Source organism: Kitasatospora sp. NPDC051853 (assembly GCF_044452665.1).
Lineage (GTDB): Bacteria > Actinomycetota > Actinomycetes > Streptomycetales > Streptomycetaceae > Kitasatospora.
Map to the genome: position 1 here is coordinate 893,239 of NZ_JBITBY010000002.1, position 16,540 is coordinate 909,778.

Annotated in this window: 13 protein-coding genes, 2 tRNA genes and 1 riboswitch; of the genes, 4 read left to right on the top strand and 11 right to left on the bottom strand. The window is 71.1% G+C overall.

Annotated elements, in window-relative coordinates; all coding sequences use genetic code 11:
- Positions 1 to 97: 97 nt before the first annotated feature.
- The gene (locus tag ACIA8O_RS08770; protein WP_396292873.1) at positions 98 to 1,150 is read right to left on the bottom strand and encodes a rod shape-determining protein; all 1,053 of its coding nucleotides are present in this window, start codon (positions 1,148 to 1,150) and stop codon (positions 98 to 100) included.
- Between the two features lie 190 nt (positions 1,151 to 1,340).
- Positions 1,341 to 3,977, bottom strand: a complete 2,637-nt coding sequence (locus tag ACIA8O_RS08775) for a valine--tRNA ligase (protein WP_396292874.1) — start codon at positions 3,975 to 3,977, stop codon at positions 1,341 to 1,343.
- A gap of 153 nt (positions 3,978 to 4,130) precedes the next feature.
- Between ACIA8O_RS08775 and ACIA8O_RS08780 the strand changes: the two genes are divergently transcribed.
- Positions 4,131 to 5,096, top strand: a complete 966-nt coding sequence (locus ACIA8O_RS08780; protein WP_396292875.1) for a hypothetical protein — start codon at positions 4,131 to 4,133, stop codon at positions 5,094 to 5,096.
- A 76-nt stretch (positions 5,097 to 5,172) separates the two neighbouring features.
- Here the strand turns inward: ACIA8O_RS08780 and clpX are convergent, their stop codons facing one another.
- The 5 genes from clpX to ACIA8O_RS08805 all read right to left on the bottom strand — a co-directional run bounded on the left by clpX (position 5,173) and on the right by ACIA8O_RS08805 (position 10,003).
- Complete coding sequence (clpX, locus tag ACIA8O_RS08785) at positions 5,173 to 6,462, bottom strand: ATP-dependent Clp protease ATP-binding subunit ClpX (protein WP_345289180.1); 1,290 nt, start codon at positions 6,460 to 6,462, stop codon at positions 5,173 to 5,175.
- 239 nt (positions 6,463 to 6,701) lie between these two features.
- The gene (locus tag ACIA8O_RS08790) at positions 6,702 to 7,349 is read right to left on the bottom strand and encodes an ATP-dependent Clp protease proteolytic subunit (RefSeq protein WP_396292876.1); all 648 of its coding nucleotides are present in this window, start codon (positions 7,347 to 7,349) and stop codon (positions 6,702 to 6,704) included.
- A gap of 55 nt (positions 7,350 to 7,404) precedes the next feature.
- Positions 7,405 to 8,022, bottom strand: a complete 618-nt coding sequence (locus ACIA8O_RS08795; protein WP_371682527.1) for an ATP-dependent Clp protease proteolytic subunit — start codon at positions 8,020 to 8,022, stop codon at positions 7,405 to 7,407.
- 221 nt (positions 8,023 to 8,243) lie between these two features.
- Positions 8,244 to 9,605 carry a trigger factor gene (gene tig / locus ACIA8O_RS08800; RefSeq protein ID WP_396292877.1) on the bottom strand — a complete coding sequence of 454 codons (1,362 nt, stop codon included), beginning with the start codon at positions 9,603 to 9,605 and terminating at the stop codon, positions 8,244 to 8,246.
- Positions 9,606 to 9,929: 324 nt separating this feature from the next.
- A tRNA-Pro gene (locus tag ACIA8O_RS08805) sits at positions 9,930 to 10,003 on the bottom strand.
- A 185-nt stretch (positions 10,004 to 10,188) separates the two neighbouring features.
- Between ACIA8O_RS08805 and ACIA8O_RS08810 the strand changes: the two genes are divergently transcribed.
- A tRNA-Gly gene (locus ACIA8O_RS08810) sits at positions 10,189 to 10,262 on the top strand.
- A 64-nt stretch (positions 10,263 to 10,326) separates the two neighbouring features.
- Here the strand turns inward: ACIA8O_RS08810 and ACIA8O_RS08815 are convergent.
- Positions 10,327 to 11,355, bottom strand: a complete 1,029-nt coding sequence (locus ACIA8O_RS08815; RefSeq protein ID WP_396292879.1) for a peptidoglycan DD-metalloendopeptidase family protein — start codon at positions 11,353 to 11,355, stop codon at positions 10,327 to 10,329.
- Positions 11,356 to 11,360: 5 nt separating this feature from the next.
- Positions 11,361 to 11,514: riboswitch (cyclic di-AMP (ydaO/yuaA leader) on the bottom strand.
- A gap of 363 nt (positions 11,515 to 11,877) precedes the next feature.
- Between ACIA8O_RS08815 and ACIA8O_RS08820 the strand changes: the two genes are divergently transcribed.
- A complete protein-coding gene (locus ACIA8O_RS08820; RefSeq protein ID WP_396292880.1) occupies positions 11,878 to 12,606 on the top strand; it encodes a DUF6348 family protein in 729 nt (242 codons plus the stop codon).
- A gap of 42 nt (positions 12,607 to 12,648) precedes the next feature.
- Here the strand turns inward: ACIA8O_RS08820 and ACIA8O_RS08825 are convergent, their stop codons facing one another.
- Both ACIA8O_RS08825 and ACIA8O_RS08830 read right to left on the bottom strand, forming a co-directional pair.
- Positions 12,649 to 12,843, bottom strand: coding sequence for a hypothetical protein (locus ACIA8O_RS08825; protein WP_396292881.1), 195 nt, complete (start codon positions 12,841 to 12,843; stop codon positions 12,649 to 12,651).
- Between the two features lie 329 nt (positions 12,844 to 13,172).
- Positions 13,173 to 14,408 carry a PP2C family protein-serine/threonine phosphatase gene (locus ACIA8O_RS08830; RefSeq protein WP_380149972.1) on the bottom strand — a complete coding sequence of 412 codons (1,236 nt, stop codon included), beginning with the start codon at positions 14,406 to 14,408 and terminating at the stop codon, positions 13,173 to 13,175.
- Positions 14,409 to 14,590: 182 nt separating this feature from the next.
- Here ACIA8O_RS08830 and ACIA8O_RS08835 point away from each other — a divergent pair, with 182 nt between their 5' ends.
- Complete coding sequence (locus tag ACIA8O_RS08835; protein WP_396292882.1) at positions 14,591 to 15,868, top strand: GNAT family N-acetyltransferase; 1,278 nt, start codon at positions 14,591 to 14,593, stop codon at positions 15,866 to 15,868.
- Between the two features lie 167 nt (positions 15,869 to 16,035).
- Here ACIA8O_RS08835 and ACIA8O_RS08840 read toward each other — a convergent pair whose 3' ends face one another.
- Positions 16,036 to 16,524, bottom strand: a complete 489-nt coding sequence (locus tag ACIA8O_RS08840; protein WP_396292883.1) for a ribose-5-phosphate isomerase — start codon at positions 16,522 to 16,524, stop codon at positions 16,036 to 16,038.
- Positions 16,525 to 16,540: the final 16 nt, after the last annotated feature.

Genomic DNA, 16,540 nt, shown 5'->3' on the forward strand with positions numbered 1-16,540 from the left:
GGAACACCCACTTACCGTACACAGTCGAACTGCAAACACCCCTTAACCCGCGCGCAAAAAAGCAGACCCGATCGGCGCACGCCATTTAAGGAATTCGTCAGGCACTCACCGCGAAGGTGCGGCGCAGCTCCTCGATCTCCTCCACGCACTTGCCGGAACCGACCACGACGCAGTCCAGCGGATTCTCCGCGACCCGCACCGGCAGGCCGGTCTCCCGGGCGATCCGCCGGTCCAGGCCGCGCAGCAGCGCGCCGCCGCCGGTGAGCACGATGCCCTGGCCCATCACGTCCCCGGCCAGCTCCGGCGGGCAGCGGTCCAGGGTGCGCTTCACCTCGGCGACGATCTCGGCCACCGGCTCCTCCACCGCCTCGCGGACCTGAGCCGCCGTCACCAGGGCGGTGCGGGGCAGCCCGAGCACCGAGTCCCGGCCCCGCACCTCCAGCTCGTCCGCCCCCTCGAAGGCCTCGGCCGCCTCCGCCGCCTCGGCCGAGCCGATCGCCAGCTTGACCTCCTCGGCGGTCCGCTCGCCGATCAGCAGGCCGTGGTCCTTCTTGACCTGCTTGGCGATCACCTCGTCCATCCGGTCCCCGGCCACCCGGATCGAGCCGGCCGCCACCATGCCGCCCATCGAGACCACGGCCACCTCGGTGGTGCCGCCGCCGATGTCCACCACCATCGAACCGGTGGGCTCCTGCACCGGCAGCCCGGCGCCGATCGCGGCCGCCATCGGCTCCTGGATCAGGTGCACCGAGCGGGCCCCGGCGCTGCCGACCGCCTCGATCACCGCGCGCCGCTCCACCCCGGTGATGCCGCTGGGCACGCAGACCACCACCCGGGGCCCGGGCCGGAACCAGCGGCCGGTGGCCCCGGTGGCCTTGGCCATCAGGTGGCGCAGCAGGTGCCGGGTGCCCTCGAAGTCGGCGATCACGCCGTCCTGGAGCGGCCGGGAGGCGACCACGTCCTCCGGGGTGCGGCCGAGGGTCCGCTTGGCCTCGGCGCCGACGCTGAGCACCTCGCCGGTCTTCCGGTCGACCGCGATCACCGAGGGCTCGTTCAGCACGATTCCCTTGCCGCGGAGATAGACCAGGGTGTTGGCCGTTCCGAGGTCGATCCCGATGTCCTGCCCACGCCCTTGTCGACTGCCCGCCATTGGCCGCCCGCCCTCTCGTGTTCCGAACTCTTCGTGCACGTCCGCCGACGACCAGCGTACGTGAGGGAATTCGGCCGAACGGGTTATCCGGCACCCCGGGAATCCGACGGGCAATCAGTTCCCTTTTCGGGAACGGCCGAGGGCCGCACCCCCGCGCGGAGCGGGTGTGCGGCCCTCGGCCGGTGCGGCGTCAGCTCGCGGGCAGCGAGGCCAACTGCGCGGTGATCCGGGCGATGTCGGCCTCGGCGGTCTCCTGGCGGCCCTTGATCTTGGCCACCACGTCGTCCGGCGCCTTGGCGAGGAAGCCCTCGTTGCCGAGCTTGGCCGTGCACTGCGCCTTCTCCTTCTCGGCGGCGGCCAGGTCCTTGGCCAGGCGCTTGCGCTCGGCGGCCACGTCGATGGTGCCGGAGAGGTCGAGCGCCACGGTGGCCCCGGCCACCGGCAGCGAGGCGGTGGCGGCGAAGCCCTCCTCCGGAGCGGTCAGGCGGGCCAGCGAGCGGATGGCCGTCTCGTGCACGGCCAGCCGGGTGCCGACCAGGTCCAGCTGCGCCGGGACCTTCTGGGTGTCCTTCAGGCCCTGGTCGTTGCGGAACCGGCGGACCTCGGTGACCACCTGCTGGAGCAGCGCGATCTCCGACTCGGCGTCGGCGTCACGGTAGCCGGAGTCCTTCGGCCACTCGGCGACCACCACCGACTCGGCGCCGGTCAGCGTGGTCCACAGGGCCTCGGTGACGAACGGGACGACCGGGTGCAGCAGACGCAGCGTCACGTCCAGCACCTCGCCGAGCACCCGGCGGGTGGCGTCGGCCGGCGCTCCGCCCTTGGCCAGCGTGCTCTTGGTGAGCTCGACGTACCAGTCGAAGACCTCGTCCCAGGCGAAGTGGAACAGGGCGTCCGAGACCTTGGCGAACTCGTAGTCGTCGTAGAGCGCGTCCACCTCGGCCACGGTGGCGTTCAGCCGGGACAGGATCCAGCGGTCGGCGGCGGTCAGCTCCTCCGGCGCGGGCAGCGGACCTTCGACGGTGGCGCCGTTCATCAGCGCGAAGCGGGTGGCGTTCCAGACCTTGTTGCAGAAGTTCCGGGAGCCCTTGACCCAGTCCTCGCCGATCGGCACGTCCGCGCCCGGGTTGGCGCCGCGTGCCAGGGTGAAGCGGACCGCGTCGGCGCCGTAGGCGTCCATCCAGTCCAGCGGGTCGACGGCGGTGCCCGAGGACTTCGACATCTTCTTGCCGAACTCGTCGCGGACCAGACCGGTCAGCGCGATGGTCTTGAACGGTGCCTGACCGTCCATCGCGTACAGGCCGAACATCATCATCCGGGCAACCCAGAAGAAGATGATGTCGTGGCCGGTCAGCAGGACGTCGGTCGGGTAGAACTTCTCCAGGTCCGGGGTCTGCTCCGGCCAGCCCAGCGTGGAGAACGGCCACAGGCCGGAGGAGAACCAGGTGTCCAGGACGTCCGGGTCCTGGTGCCAGCCCTCGCCGGTCGGCGGCTGCTCGTCCGGTCCGACGCAGATGACCTCGCCGTCCGGGCCGTACCAGACCGGGATGCGGTGACCCCACCAGAGCTGGCGCGAGATGCACCAGTCGTACATGTTGTCGACCCAGTCGAAGTACCGGCGCTCCAGCTCCTTCGGGTGGATCTCCACCCGGCCGTCGCGGACGGCCTCGCCGGCGGCCTGCGCCAGCGGCTCGACCTTGACCCACCACTGGAGGGACAGGCGCGGCTCGACGATGGTGTGGCAGCGGGAGCAGTGGCCGACCGAGTGGTCGTACGGCCGCTTCTCGGCGACGATCCGGCCCTGCTCGCGCAGCGCGCCGACCACGGCCGAGCGGGCCTCCAGCCGGTCCAGGCCGAGGAACGGGCCGTGCACGGTGATCGCACCGTGCTCGTCCATCACGGTCAGGTTCGGCAGGCCGTGGCGCTGGCCGATGGCGAAGTCGTTCGGGTCGTGCGCCGGGGTCACCTTGACGGCGCCGGTGCCGAACTCCGGGTCGACGTGCTCGTCCGCGACGACCGGGATCTCACGGTCCGTCAGCGGCAGCTTGATGGTACGGCCGACCAGGTGGGCGTAGCGCTCGTCCTCCGGGTGGACGGCCACCGCCGTGTCGCCGAGCATCGTCTCGGCCCGGGTGGTGGCGACCACGATGGAGTCGTCGCCGTCGCCGTAGCGGATCGAGACCAGCTCGCCCGGGACGTCCTCGTGCTCGACCTCGATGTCGGAGAGCGCGGTGAGGCAGCGCGGGCACCAGTTGATGATGCGCTCGGCGCGGTAGATCAGGCCATCGTCGAAGAGCTTCTTGAAGATGGTCTGGACGGCCTGGGAGAGGCCCTCGTCCATGGTGAAGCGCTCGCGGGACCAGTCCACGCCGTCGCCGAGGCGGCGCATCTGGCCGAGGATCTTGCCGCCGTAGTTCTCCTTCCACTCCCAGACCTTCTCGACGAAGGCCTCGCGGCCCAGGTCGTGGCGGGAGAGGCCGGACTCGGCGAGCTGCTGCTCGACCTTGTTCTGGGTGGCGATGCCGGCGTGGTCCATGCCGGGCAGCCAGAGCGCCTCGTAGCCCTGCATCCGCTTGCGGCGGGTCAGGGCGTCCATCAGGGTGTGCTGGAAGGCGTGGCCCAGGTGCAGCGCACCGGTGACGTTCGGCGGCGGGATGACGATGGTGTACGCGGGCTTGTCGCTCTTCGCGTCGGCGGTGAAGTAACCGCGCTCCACCCAGCGCTCGTACAGCTCGCCCTCTACCTCCGCCGGGGCGTAGGTCGTCGGGAGGGTGGCTGCGTTGTCCCCGTCGAAGGTGCCGGGGCGCTGGTTCGTGGTGTCGGTCACGACGCACAGTTTACGTAAACCGGGAGACCTCTCACGACCGCCTTTCCGCCCGGCACCCGGACGGGGGCGGCGAACATCCATGCGGTACCGTGCCCTACTCACCGTTGGAATGCCGTTGGAACGCCGCCGGGCGCGGCAACAGGGGGAGTGCAGATGTACGGACCACCGCAGGACCAGCCGCAGCAACCGTACGGCCAGCCCCCGCAGTTCGGTGCCCCGCAGCCTCCCTACGGCCAGCCCGCACCCCCGCCGGCCCCCGGCTACGGCTACCCGCAGGCGCCCCAACAGCAGCCGCCTGCACCGCAGTTCGGCGCCCCGCAGCCCCCGTACGGCCAGCCCCAGCCGCAGCCCCAGGGGTACGGCTACCCGCAGGCGCAGCCCCAGCCGCAGCCCTACGGCCAGCCCGGCTACGGCCAGCCGCAGTTCGGCGGCCCGGTGCCCGCCCCGCCGAAGAACAACACCCCCGCCATCGTGATCGGCATCCTGGCCGGCGTGCTGGTGCTCGGCGGTGGCGGCTACGCGGCCTGGAACGCCGTGCAGGACGACACCACGGTCTCCTCCGGCCCGGGCAGCGGCTCCGGCGGCGGTTCGGGCAGTGGTTCGGGCGGCGGCTCCGGCAAGGGCTCGGCCGGCAAGTACAAGCTGGCCGCCCCGCCGACCCTGCCCGGCGGCTACGTGCTGAAGTCCAGCAGGGACGCCCCGTCCGGCTCGACGGTGGCCGGCGCCAGCTACGAGGGCGGCCTGCTGGCCAGCTACAACAAGGGCAAGGACCTGATGGACACCATCACCATCGGTGGCTCCTGGGGCAAGGTCGACAACCCCAAGGAGATCATCAAGCAGGTCAACACCCAGATGACCAGCACCGGGAAGCTCAGCTGGAAGACCCCGCTGGCCGAGGTCTCCGCCGAGGACACCAAGGACAAGGGCGGCTACCTCTCCTGCGGCGTGGCCACCGCCAGCACCGTGGACATCCCGATCTGCGTCTGGGCCAACCACTCGGGCTACGGCTCGGTGACCTTCAGCAAGCTCAGCCTCAAGGGCGACACCGACGCGATCAGCCCGAGCGAGGCCGCCTCGCAGAGCCGGGCGATCCGGGACGCCATGATGGCCCCCAAGTAAGCCCTCCCGCACGGCGGAACGCGGCGGCCCCCGTCCTCACCGAGGAGGACGGGGGCCGCCGCTTCGTGACCGGGCGTCAGGCGCTCTTGTCGCGCCGCTCGCGCTTGATCATGTCGCGCGGGACCAGCGTCGGGATGGCGTGCTTGGAGACCACGTCACCGGTGACCACCACGCGGGCCACGTCCTGACGGGACGGCACCTCGTACATCACCGACATCAGCACCTCCTCCATGATGGCCCGCAGGCCACGGGCGCCGGTGCCGCGCAGGATCGCCTGGTCCGCGATGGCCTCCAGCGCGTCGCGGCTGAACTCCAGCTCCACGCCGTCGAGTTCGAAAAGCTTGCGGTACTGCTTCACCAGCGCGTTCTTCGGCTCGGTGAGGATCTGCAGCAGCGCCTCGCGGTCGAGGTTGTGCACGCTGGTGATCACCGGGAGACGGCCGATGAACTCGGGGATCATGCCGAACTTGACCAAGTCCTCCGGCATCACCTGGCGGAAGTGGTCACTGGCGTCCGACTCGCGCTTGGATCGGATCGTGGCCCCGAAGCCGATGCCCTTGGCACCGGCGCGGCCCTCGATGATCCGCTCCAGGCCGGCGAACGCACCGCCGACGATGAACAGGACGTTGGTGGTGTCGATCTGGATGAACTCCTGGTGCGGGTGCTTGCGGCCGCCCTGCGGGGGGACGCTCGCGGTGGTGCCCTCCAGGATCTTCAGCAGCGCCTGCTGGACGCCCTCGCCGGAGACGTCCCGGGTGATCGACGGGTTCTCGCTCTTGCGGGCCACCTTGTCGATCTCGTCGATGTAGATGATCCCGGTCTCGGCCTTCTTGACGTCGTAGTCGGCCGCCTGGATGAGCTTCAGCAGGATGTTCTCGACGTCCTCGCCGACGTAGCCCGCCTCGGTCAGGGCGGTGGCGTCGGCGATCGCGAACGGCACGTTCAGCATCCGGGCCAGCGTCTGCGCCAGCAGGGTCTTGCCGGAGCCGGTCGGGCCCAGCAGCAGGATGTTGGACTTGGCCAGCTCGATCGCGTCCTCGCGGCCGTTCCCACCGCTGCGCCCGGCCTCGCCGGCCTGGACGCGCTTGTAGTGGTTGTAGACCGCGACCGAGAGCGACTTCTTGGCGATGTCCTGGCCGACCACGTACTGGTCCAGGAACTCGTAGATCTCGCGGGGCTTCGGGAGCTCCTCGAAGCGCACCTCGGAGGTCTCGGCGAGCTCCTCCTCGATGATCTCGTTGCACAGGTCGATGCACTCGTCGCAGATGTACACGCCTGGCCCGGCGATGAGCTTCTTCACCTGCTTCTGGGACTTGCCGCAGAACGAGCACTTGAGCAGGTCGCCACCGTCTCCGATGCGTGCCACGAGGTGCTTCCCCTTCGCCAGGGGCCCCGCGGGGGTCCGGGGCCTGGTGCTGTGAGCCGATCCCGCCGCACCACGGCGGCCGGTCTCGCTATCCGACGGTACTCTGCCGAGCCCGTAATTCCGCCGTCTTCGACAGGTCTGCCGTACGCCCTGGGCGAATTGATACCGAACAGATGCCGTCGAAGGAAGGGGCGGGGCACGGCGGACCGCCGTACCCCGCCCCAGGAGCCACAGGGGGCTCAGGAGGTCAGCGAGGACTTCCGGGTGGAGATGATCTGGTCGATCAGGCCGTACTCGAGGGCCTCCTCGGCCGTCAGGATCTTGTCCCGCTCGATGTCGTCGCGGACCTGCTCGACCGGCTTGTTGGAGTGCTTGGAGAGCATCTCCTCCAGCTGCTCGCGCATCCGGAAGATCTCCTTGGCCTGGATCTCCAGGTCGGAGACCTGGCCGCGGCCGGTCTCGGTGTACGGCTGGTGGATCAGGATGCGGGCGTTCGGCAGCGCCATCCGCTTGCCGGGGGTGCCCGCGGCCAGCAGCACGGCCGCCGCGGAGGCCGCCTGGCCCATGCAGACGGTGGTGATGTCCGGCTTCACGTACTGCATGGTGTCGTAGATCGCGGTGAGCGCCGTGAAGGAGCCGCCGGGCGAGTTGATGTACATCTGGATCTCGCGGTCCGGGTCCATCGACTCCAGGCAGAGCAGCTGCGCCATGATGTCGTTGGCCGAGACGTCGTCCACCTGGGAGCCGAGGAAGATGATGCGCTCCTCGAACAGCTTGGCGTACGGGTCGTACTCGCGGATGCCCTGCGAGGTGCGCTCGACGAAGCGCGGGACGATGTAACGGCCCTCGGCCCGGGGGGCGGTGAGCTCGGTGCGCGCGGTGTGCATGGGGGTTCTGTCCTCCGAAGCGTGACGGTCGGTTGGGTCTGCTGCCGGTGCCGGATCAGGCGCCGGTGCCGCCGCCGCCGGGAACGTCCGCGGCGCTGTGCATGATCGAGTCGATCAGGCCGTACTCCTTGGCCTCCTCCGGGGTGAACCAACGGTCCCGGTCGGAGTCCGCGGTGACCCGCTCGAAGGACTGGCCGCTGTGCTGCGCGATCAGCTCGGACATCCGCTTCTTGGTGCGGAGCAGCTGCTCGGCCTGGATCCGGATGTCGGTGGCCGAGCCGCCGAGGCCGGCGGAGGGCTGGTGCATCAGGATGTTGGCGTTCGGCAGCGAGAAGCGCTTGCCCTTGGCACCGGCCGTCAGCAGGAACTGGCCCATCGAGGCGGCCATGCCCATCGCGATGGTGACCACGTCGTTCTTGATGTACTGCATGGTGTCGTAGATCGCCATGCCCGCCGTGATCGAACCGCCGGGCGAGTTGATGTACAGGTAGATGTCCTTCTCCGGGTCCGCGGCCAGGAGGAGGAGCTGGGCGGTGATCTTGTTGGCGATGTCGTCGTCGACCTGCTGGCCGAGGAAGATGATGCGCTCGTTGAGCAGCCGGTTGTAGACCTGGTCGCCCAGGCCGCCGAGCACGTCACCAGCGGCGGCGTGCGGCGCCATCAGGCCAGGCATCTGCATCTGCGGGAACGTCACTTAGCCACCTGCTCAGTCGAATTGTCGCTGTCTATGGACCCTAACGCGCAGGCCCCGCCTCGGAATCCCCCGCGCGGAACTGTTCGCTGTGAGCGCAGGGTCCGGAAGCGGTTACGGGAACGGCCCGGACGCCCCCGAGGGGGTGTCCGGGCCGCTCTCTGACCGTGGGTCAGACCGTGGTGCGGGAAGTACCGTCAGGCTCAGGCCTCGGTGGTCTCCGCCGACTCCTCGGTCTCCTCGTCGTCCTCGAAGGAGACGACCTCACCGTTGGTGTCGGTGACCTTGGCCTGCTCGACGACCAGGGCCAGCGCCTTGCCGCGGGCGACCTCGCCGACCAGCAGCGGGACCTGGTTGGCCTGGACGACCTGCTGGGCGAACTGGTCCGGGGTCATGCCGGAGCCGGCCGCGCGGCGGACCAGGTGCTCGGTGAGCTCGTCCTGGTTGACGCCCAGCTTCTCCTTGTCGACGATCTCGTCGAGCACGAACTGGGTCTTGATGCCCTTCTTGGCCTGCTCCTCGGTCTCCTTGGCGTAGTCCTCGAGGGACTTGTCCTGGGTGGCGAGGTAGGTCTCGAGGGTGAGGCCCATCGGCTCGAGCTGGTGGTGCTCGAGGTTGTGCTTGCGGGTCTCGACCTCGTCCTTGAGGAGCTTCTCCGGGTACTCCATGTCGACCAGCTTCAGCAGCTCGTCGAGCACCCGCTCCTGGGCCTGGGTGGCCTGGTCGAACTCACGCATGCGCTCCAGGCGCTTGCGGGAGTCGGCCTTCAGGTCCTCCAGGGTGTCGAACTCGCTCGCCAGCTGCGCGAACTCGTCGTCCAGCTCCGGGAGTTCCTTCTCCTGGACGGCGGTGACGGTGACGGTCACCTCGGAGCTCTTGCCGGCCTGGGTGCCGCCCTTGAGCTCGGTGGTGAAGGTCTTGGTCTCGCCGGCCGACAGGCCGACGACGGCCTCGTCGATGCCGTCCAGCAGGCGGCCGGAGCCGATCTCGTAGCTCACGCCGGTGGCGGTGCCGTCCTCCGGCACCTCACCGTCGACCTTGGCCTCCAGGTCGACGACCACGACGTCGCCCTCGGCGGCGGCGCGCTCGACGTCCTTGACGGACGAGAAGCGCTCGCGCAGCTGCTCCAGGGACTTCTCCACGTCGGCGTCCTCGACCACGATCGGGTCGACGGTCACCTCGATGCCGGCGAAGTCGGGCAGGGTGATCTCCGGACGGACGTCGACCTCGGCGACGAAGGTGAGGTCACCGCCGTCGGCCAGGTTCTCGACACCCTGGATGTCGGTGATCTCGGGCTGGCCGAGGACCTCGATCTTGCCCTCGTCGACGGCCTGCGTGTAGAAGCGCGGCAGCGCGTCGTTGACGGCCTCCTCCAGAACGGCGGCGCGGCCGAAGCGCTGGTCGATGACCTTCGCCGGGATCTTGCCCTTGCGGAAGCCCGGGACAGAGACCTGCGAGTTGATCTTCTTGTAGGCCGCGTCGAGGCTCGGCTTGAGCTCCTCGAAAGGCACCTCGACGGTGAGTCGAACCCGGGTCGGGTTCAGAGTCTCGACGGCGCTCTTCACGGTTGGGTCTCCTATGGGCTTGCGGTCAGGTTGTCTCCGCCGTGACCGGCCGGCGGGCCGGGCGGTGCGGGCGAGACGGGCGATGGGCGGTTGGAGCTGCATCTCCCGTACAAGGGGGTGGACGGTGAGCTTGACTCCTCGCCCTCGGGCGGTTGACCTGCACGGATCTGCACAGGGACTACCGCCAGCCGCCCATCCTACCGGTAGCACGAAAGGCGGACGCCAGGGTGCTGCCACACGGATGACGGGGGCCCGCGCAGGAACCCCCGGACGGCCCCGGGACGCCAACAGGGCCCCGCCTTCGGACGAGACCCTGCCGCACTGTCGGGGTGGCCGGATTCGAACCGACGGCCTTCCGCTCCCAAAGCGGACGCGCTACCAAACTGCGCCACACCCCGTGGTGCCGAGAGGAAGCGTACACGCCACCCCACACCCCCCACGGCCGTTCGCACGGGCGGCCGTTGACCACCCGACGGGTGCTCCCGACGTGCCGAAGCGTCAAAGTGGTGTGCGAGCAGCCGATCCGACCAGGTACGCTGACCCTGTCCTCGGGACCGCTGCACGCGGCCGCGGGGCGTCCCGTGCGGGTGTAGCTCAATGGTAGAGCCCCAGTCTTCCAAACTGGTCACGCGAGTTCGATTCTCGTCACCCGCTCCACAAAGGCTCCGGCCCCCGGTCACTGACCGGGGGCCGGAGCCTTTTTGACGTCGTCTCAGTCGGTTCAGACGTTGACGCCGTGGGCGCGCAGGTAGGCGACCGGGTCGATGTCGGAGCCGTAGGACGAGCCGGTGCGGACCTCGAAGTGCAGGTGCGGGCCGGTCACGTTGCCGGTGGCACCGGAGAGGCCGATCTGCTGGCCGGCCGAGACGGTCTGGCCGGCCGAGACGCCGATCGAGGAGAGGTGGGCGTACTCGGAGTACTTGCCGTCCGCGTGGCGGATGACGACCTCGTTGCCGTAGGAGCCGCCGTTGCCGGCCTTGACCACGGTGCCGGAGGTGATGGCCTTCACGCTGGTGCCGGTGGAGGCGCGGAAGTCCACACCGGTGTGGTAGCCGCTGGACCAGGAGGAGCCGGAGGCGTGGTACGCGGTGGAGGTGCCGCCGGGGACCGGGGCCACGTAACCGCCGGAGGCGACGGTGGTGGAGGTCTCGGCCTTGGGAGCGGCGGCCTTCGGGGCGGCGGCCTTCGGGGCGGCGGCCTTGGGAGCCGCGGCCTGCGGGGCGGCGGCCTTGGGGGTGGCGGCCTGCGGGGCCGGGGTGGAGGCCTTGGAGCGCGAGGCCTTGGTGCTGTCGGCCGACTCGGCGGCCTTCGGCTGCTGCTGCGGGGCCGGGGCCTGCTGCGGCGCCGGGGCGGCCACGGCGGCCTTGCCCGCGAGGGAGAGGTTCTGGCCCGGGTAGATCAGGTTCGGGTTGCCGCCGATGACGGTCCGGTTGTCCTGGTAGAGCTTCTCCCAGCCGCCCTCGACCTGCTGGACGGAGGCGATCTTCGAGAGGGTGTCACCGCTGACCACCTGGTAGGCCTTGGCCTCGGCGGCCGGGGCGGCTGCCGGAGCCGCGGCGGGCGCGGCGGCCGGGGCGGACTCGGCCACCACGGCGGTGACGGCGGCGGCGGCCTCGGGGGCGACGGCCGGGGTGTGGTTCTGGTGCGCGCTGGCGGCGCTGACCGGGACGGCGAACGCGGCGCCGACCACACCGGTGGCGACCGCGATGCGGGTCAGACGGGACAGCTGGACACGACGGTGCTTGCCCATGGGGCTGGTCCTCTCCGACGCCTGTGAGGTGAGCTGTCGGGTTCGGGCTGGAGATGCCCGGCCGCTGACGCGGCTTCACCCCTAGCCGCACCGGCGTACCGGTACGGCGACTTACCTGTGGGTCCCCCACTCCTGCCGTGGCTGTGCTGGTTCGAGGCTCCGGACGGCGGCAGGACTCGGCGTTCCGCCCGGTGGGCCCGTCCGGTCGATCCGCCGGACTGGATCCGCAGCTAAGCCCATCGCCCCCGGAGCTGGCAACCCCCGGTTGAACGATCAACCAGGATCGGGCGGGACCAAAGTCACTCCGGGCTCGGGACTTCCGCCTTTTGCGGCCATGATCGCTGACCCTGGGCCGATCCTCCGCATACACAGGGTGCCGAATGCGACGGTCCGGATACGCCCCTGCGCGCTCCGTCGGCAGGCGCCGTGACACCGGTCACGCCGGGCCGATACGCTCGCCGTTCGAGGTTCCCGTTCGAGAACAGAGCGCCGCCGTCCGGGCGGCACCGAGGAGATCCGCCCGTGCCCCACGAGGAGCGGCTGGCCGTCATCCGACGCGGCGTGGTCCGCGAGATGGCCCGGTTGGGCCTGGAGTTCACCGTGGACGGTGCGGTGGTCCGGGGGCCCGGCACCACCGCCGTGGCGGTCCGCGACCACGCCGAGCGGGGCACCACCGGGCACGTGGACCTCGGCTACGTCCTCCAGCTCGGCCGGGGCGACGGCCCGGTGGTCTGGGACTGCGCGGCCGGCTTCGGTGGCGACGACGCCGAGCAGCTCGACAACGCGGTGATGATCTGGGCCGGCACCACCGCCACCGCCGTGCTCCAACTGCTCGACGGCGGGCACGCGTTCAGCACGCCGGAGTTCCCGGGCTGGCGGGTGGTGCAGAGCCCGGCGGCCACCTTCGGCACCGGTTCGGAGCTGCTCGCCGACTGGCTCGCGGAGCAGCACTCCTCCCCCGCCCTGGCCGCCGCCGTCCTGCCGGAGCTGCTGCCCGGGCAGGTGAACGGCGTGAAGCTGTTCTTCGGCGGCAAGGCCGGCCACGACGTGGCCGAGGTGCGGGTGAACGGCCGGGTCAGCAGCGCGGCCTCGCGGGCACTGCGCGCACAGGACTGGCCGCGCGGCGAACGGCTCTGCTGGGCGCGGCTGTTCCTGGTGTTCGCGCCCGAGCCCGAAGCACTGCCGGAGCGCGCGGCGGCGCCCGCACCACCACGGCGCGGACTCGCGCGCTGGTGGCGGGGGCGGCGCTGACCCGCCGTCAGGCGGGCCGCCGGGGCAGCCCGGCCACCGAGGTCAGCCGGCCACCGAGGAGATGGTCTTGGCGAGCTGGCTGAGGAACTCCTGGATCGGCCCGGCCGCGGTGGACTGGCTCAGCATGAAGCCGAACAGCGCGGCGATGATGGCATGACTGGTCTTCAACTGCTTGTTGCGGATGAAGATCACGCAGATGATGCCGAACAGGACCAGGGCTGAGACGGAGAAGGCCACCCGGACTCACTTCCTCTTTCTACGTAGCGAGTTTCGTGGCGGGCCCAATCCCCCGAGCAATCCCCCGGACCCCCCGAGAACCGACCGTCCCACCCGGACTCAGTGTGGTCGTTCGTGCGGACTGCGTAAAGGACTTGCCGTGAGCAGGCCCCGAAGATCCTGCGATGTGAGACGAATTTCCGCCGACCGAGACGATAGCCGAGCAGGCCTGACGGTCCGTCGGCAGGGCCGCCCCAACTGGCAGTTGACGGCTCCGGCCGGTCCTAGATCCACTTTCCGGACTATGCCCCAGGAATGGCCGAAGATCGGCGTTCGGACTTGACAGTCGGTCAGCCCCGCCAGAGCAGCAGGACCGCGCGGTCGTCGTTGACGTCCTTGGCCACCGACTCGATGAGCTTCACCGCCGAGCCGCGGCCGCCGAGTTGGGCGAACGGGGCGCCCCCGACCAGCCGGTCCGCCTCGCCCATCAGCCGGTCCATGCCCTCGGTCAGGTCGCGGCCGGGCACCTCGACCATGCCGTCGGTGCAGAGCATCAGCACGTCGCCGCGGTCCAGCCGGCCGCGCACGCCCTCGAACTTGGCGCCGTCGTACACCCCGAGCAGTCCGCCCTCGGGGGCCTCCATCACGTCCCAGCGGCCGGTGCCCGCGTGCCGCTGCATGCCCGGCAGGTGGCCGGCCGAGAGCAGCTCGTACTCGCCGGTGTCCAGGTCGAGCACCAGGTGGACGGCGGTGGCGAAGCCCTCGTCCCAGTCCTGCCGGAGCAGGTAGCCGTTGGCCGCCGGGAGGAACTCGTGCGCCGGGAGCGAGCCCAGCAGGCCGCCGAACGCGCCGGAGAGCAACAGGGCGCGCGAGCCCGCGTCCATGCCCTTGCCGGAGACGTCCGCCAGCACCACCTCCAGCACCCGGCGGCCCGGCCCGGTGCGGGCCGCCACCACGAAGTCCCCGGAGAAGGACTGGCCGCCGGCCGGGCGCAGCGCCATGTCCGCCGACCAGCCCTCGGGCAGCGGGGGCACCCGGCTCTGCACCCGCAGCCGCTCGCGCAGGTCGAACAGCATCGAGCCGCCGCCCCGCCACGGCACGCCGACCCGGCTGCGGAACTGGGCCAGCAGCAGACCGGCCACCCCGACCGCGCCGACCACCAGCGCGGCACCGGGGGTCACGCCGAAGACGTAGGTGTCCGGGTGGTCGCTGGCCACCCGCTCCCCGGTGTGGATCAGCGACTCGGTGGAGAGCCCCAGCGCGGCGGCCGCGTAGAGCAGCACCAGGGTGCCCGGCCGCAGCAGCAGCGCCCCGGCCAGGATCGGCAGCACCAGCGCGGTGGGCGGGGCCCAGGCCGGGATCAGCACGTTGAGCAGCACCAGCAGCGGGACGGCGGCGAACAGCACCCCGAAGGCCAGCCAGTCGGCGGCGTCCCCGCGGAAGTGGTCCACGGCGGTCCGGCGCAGCACTCGGCGGGCCCGGTACAGCCTGCCGCGCAACCGGGCCGTCCACGGGCCGTCGGCCGCCGCTGCGGCCTGGCCCGTGCCAGTCGTCCGGGGCTCGGAGCCCGGCGTGCTGCCAGCCATGGGCCTTGACCTTATCCACCGGCACCGGGTGCCGTCGACGGGTGGGGCGGCGCCGGGCGCGTTCACGGGTGAGGGTTCAGCGGGTTTCGGCCGCAGGGACGGTGGCGGTGGTGGCGGTTCCGTGCGCGTACCCGCCGAATGTCGGTCGCGCACGACGGATGCCGGGTGGTAGCTCTTGGCATATGACCGCACAACGTACGACTTCTGATGACACGACAGGCGACGGCCTGACCGTCCGTACGCTCACCGCCGAGGAGTGGGACCGCTGGTACCGCACCCTCGAGGTGGCCTTCGGCGGCGGTGAGGACCACCCCGAGGACCGGGCGCTGTGGCGGGAGTTGACCGAACTGGAGCGCTCGGTCGGGGTCTGGGACGGCGACCTGCCGGTCGGCGGCGCCGGCGCCTTCACCTTCCGGCTCGCGGTGCCCGGCGGGGCCGTGCTCCCGGCCGCCGGGGTCACCATGGTCGGCGTGCTGCCCACCCACCGGCGGCGCGGCATCCTCAGCCGGCTGATGCGCGACCAGCTCGACGAGGTCCGCCGGCGCGGCGAGGCGCTCGCGGTGCTGACCGCCTCGGAGTCCCCCATCTACGGGCGCTTCGGCTACGGCCTGGGCACCTGGCGGATGTCGGTCACCGTGCCGCGGCGGGTCACGGTCCGTGCGCCGGTCGACCGTTCGGTGCGGCTGCGGCTGGCCCCGCCGGAGTCGGTGCTGGCGGCCTGCGAGGAGCTGTACGCGGAGCTGGTGCCGAAGCGGCCCGGGATGCTGGCCCGCCGCCCCGGCTGGGAGAAGCTCCCGCTGAAGGACGCGCCGGCCGGGCGGGAGGGCGCCTCGCCGCTCCAGTGCGTGGTCGCCGAGGACCGGGAGAGCGGGCAGCTGCTGGGCTACGCCCGGTACGCGGTCGCGATGGACTGGAGCGACTCCGACATCGCCGACGGCACCGTCCGGGTCCGCGACGTGGAGGCCCGGACGCCCGGTGTCTACGCGGCGCTGTGGGAGTTCCTGCTCGACCAGGACCTCTGCGGGCGGGCCCGCATCCGCAACCGTCCGGTGGACGACCCGGTGCTCCACCTGGTCGACGACCCGCGGCGGCTGGAGCCGCAGCTGGTGGACGGGATGTACGTGCGGCTGGTCGAGCTCGGGGCGGCGCTGTCGCAGCGGGGCTACGCGGCGGGGGTCGACGTGGTGCTGGAGGTCTCCGACGCGTTCTGCCCCTGGAACGCCGGGCGCTGGCGCCTCCACAGCGACGGGCCCGGCAAGGGGGCGAGCTGCGCACCGACCACCGCACCGGCCGATCTCGCACTGGACGTCCGGGAGTTGGGGGCGGCCTACCTCGGCGGCGTCCGGCTCTCGGCGCTGGCCTCGGCGGGCCTGGTCACCGAACTGCGGGACGGCGCCCTGACGGAAGCGACGCGGGCCTTCGCCTCGGACGTCGCACCCTGGCTGCCGCACGGCTTCTGACGCGCGGAGGGCTGGGCCGGGGCGCGAGGACGTACGTGGTTACCCCGGGGGCGCGAGGAACTGCGCGCTTCGGAAGGCGGCTCACCTGCAACTGACCCACCGTCAGCCGGTTGCAGGTGCTGCCTTTCCAACCCGCGCCGTTCCCCGCGCCCCCGGTGTGACCGCTTTCAGCCCTGCTGGGGGTGGTGGGCCGGGATCGGGGGGAGCTCGCCGGTGGTCTCGTAGTCGGAGAGCATCTCGATGCGGCGGGTGTGGCGCTCGGCCCCGCTGTAGGGGGTGCTGAGGAAGATCTCGACGAAGCGGGTGGACTCCTCGACGGTGTGCATCCGGCCGCCGATGGAGATGACGTTGGCGTTGTTGTGCTCGCGGCCGAGCTCGGCGGTCTGCTCGCTCCAGGCGAGCGCCGCGCGCACGCCCTTCACCTTGTTGGCGGCGATCGCCTCGCCGTTGCCCGAGCCGCCGATGACGACGCCGAGCGCCTCGGGGTCGGCGGCGGTCCGCTCGGCCGCCCGGAGGCAGAACGGCGGGTAGTCGTCCTCGGCGTCGTAGACGTGCGGGCCGCAGTCGACCGGCTCGTGGCCGTTCTCCTGGAGCCACTTCACGAGGTGGTTCTTGAGGTCGTATCCGGCATGGTCGGAACCCAGGTACACGCGCATGCGTATGAGTGTGGCA

Excerpts from the sequence above, each read along its gene's own strand:
- ACIA8O_RS08770 (WP_396292873.1), bottom strand. The coding sequence starts at position 1,150 with ATGGCGGGCAGTCGACAAGGGCGTGGGCAGGACATCGGGATCGACCTC.
- ACIA8O_RS08835 (WP_396292882.1), top strand. The coding sequence starts at position 14,591 with ATGACCGCACAACGTACGACTTCTGATGACACGACAGGCGACGGCCTG.
- ACIA8O_RS08840 (WP_396292883.1), bottom strand. The coding sequence starts at position 16,524 with ATGCGCGTGTACCTGGGTTCCGACCATGCCGGATACGACCTCAAGAAC.
- ACIA8O_RS08790 (WP_396292876.1), bottom strand. The coding sequence starts at position 7,349 with ATGCACACCGCGCGCACCGAGCTCACCGCCCCCCGGGCCGAGGGCCGT.
- ACIA8O_RS08795 (WP_371682527.1), bottom strand. The coding sequence starts at position 8,022 with ATGCCTGGCCTGATGGCGCCGCACGCCGCCGCTGGTGACGTGCTCGGC.
- ACIA8O_RS08780 (WP_396292875.1), top strand. The coding sequence starts at position 4,131 with ATGTACGGACCACCGCAGGACCAGCCGCAGCAACCGTACGGCCAGCCC.
- ACIA8O_RS08815 (WP_396292879.1), bottom strand. The coding sequence starts at position 11,355 with ATGGGCAAGCACCGTCGTGTCCAGCTGTCCCGTCTGACCCGCATCGCG.
- ACIA8O_RS08830 (WP_380149972.1), bottom strand. The coding sequence starts at position 14,408 with ATGGCTGGCAGCACGCCGGGCTCCGAGCCCCGGACGACTGGCACGGGC.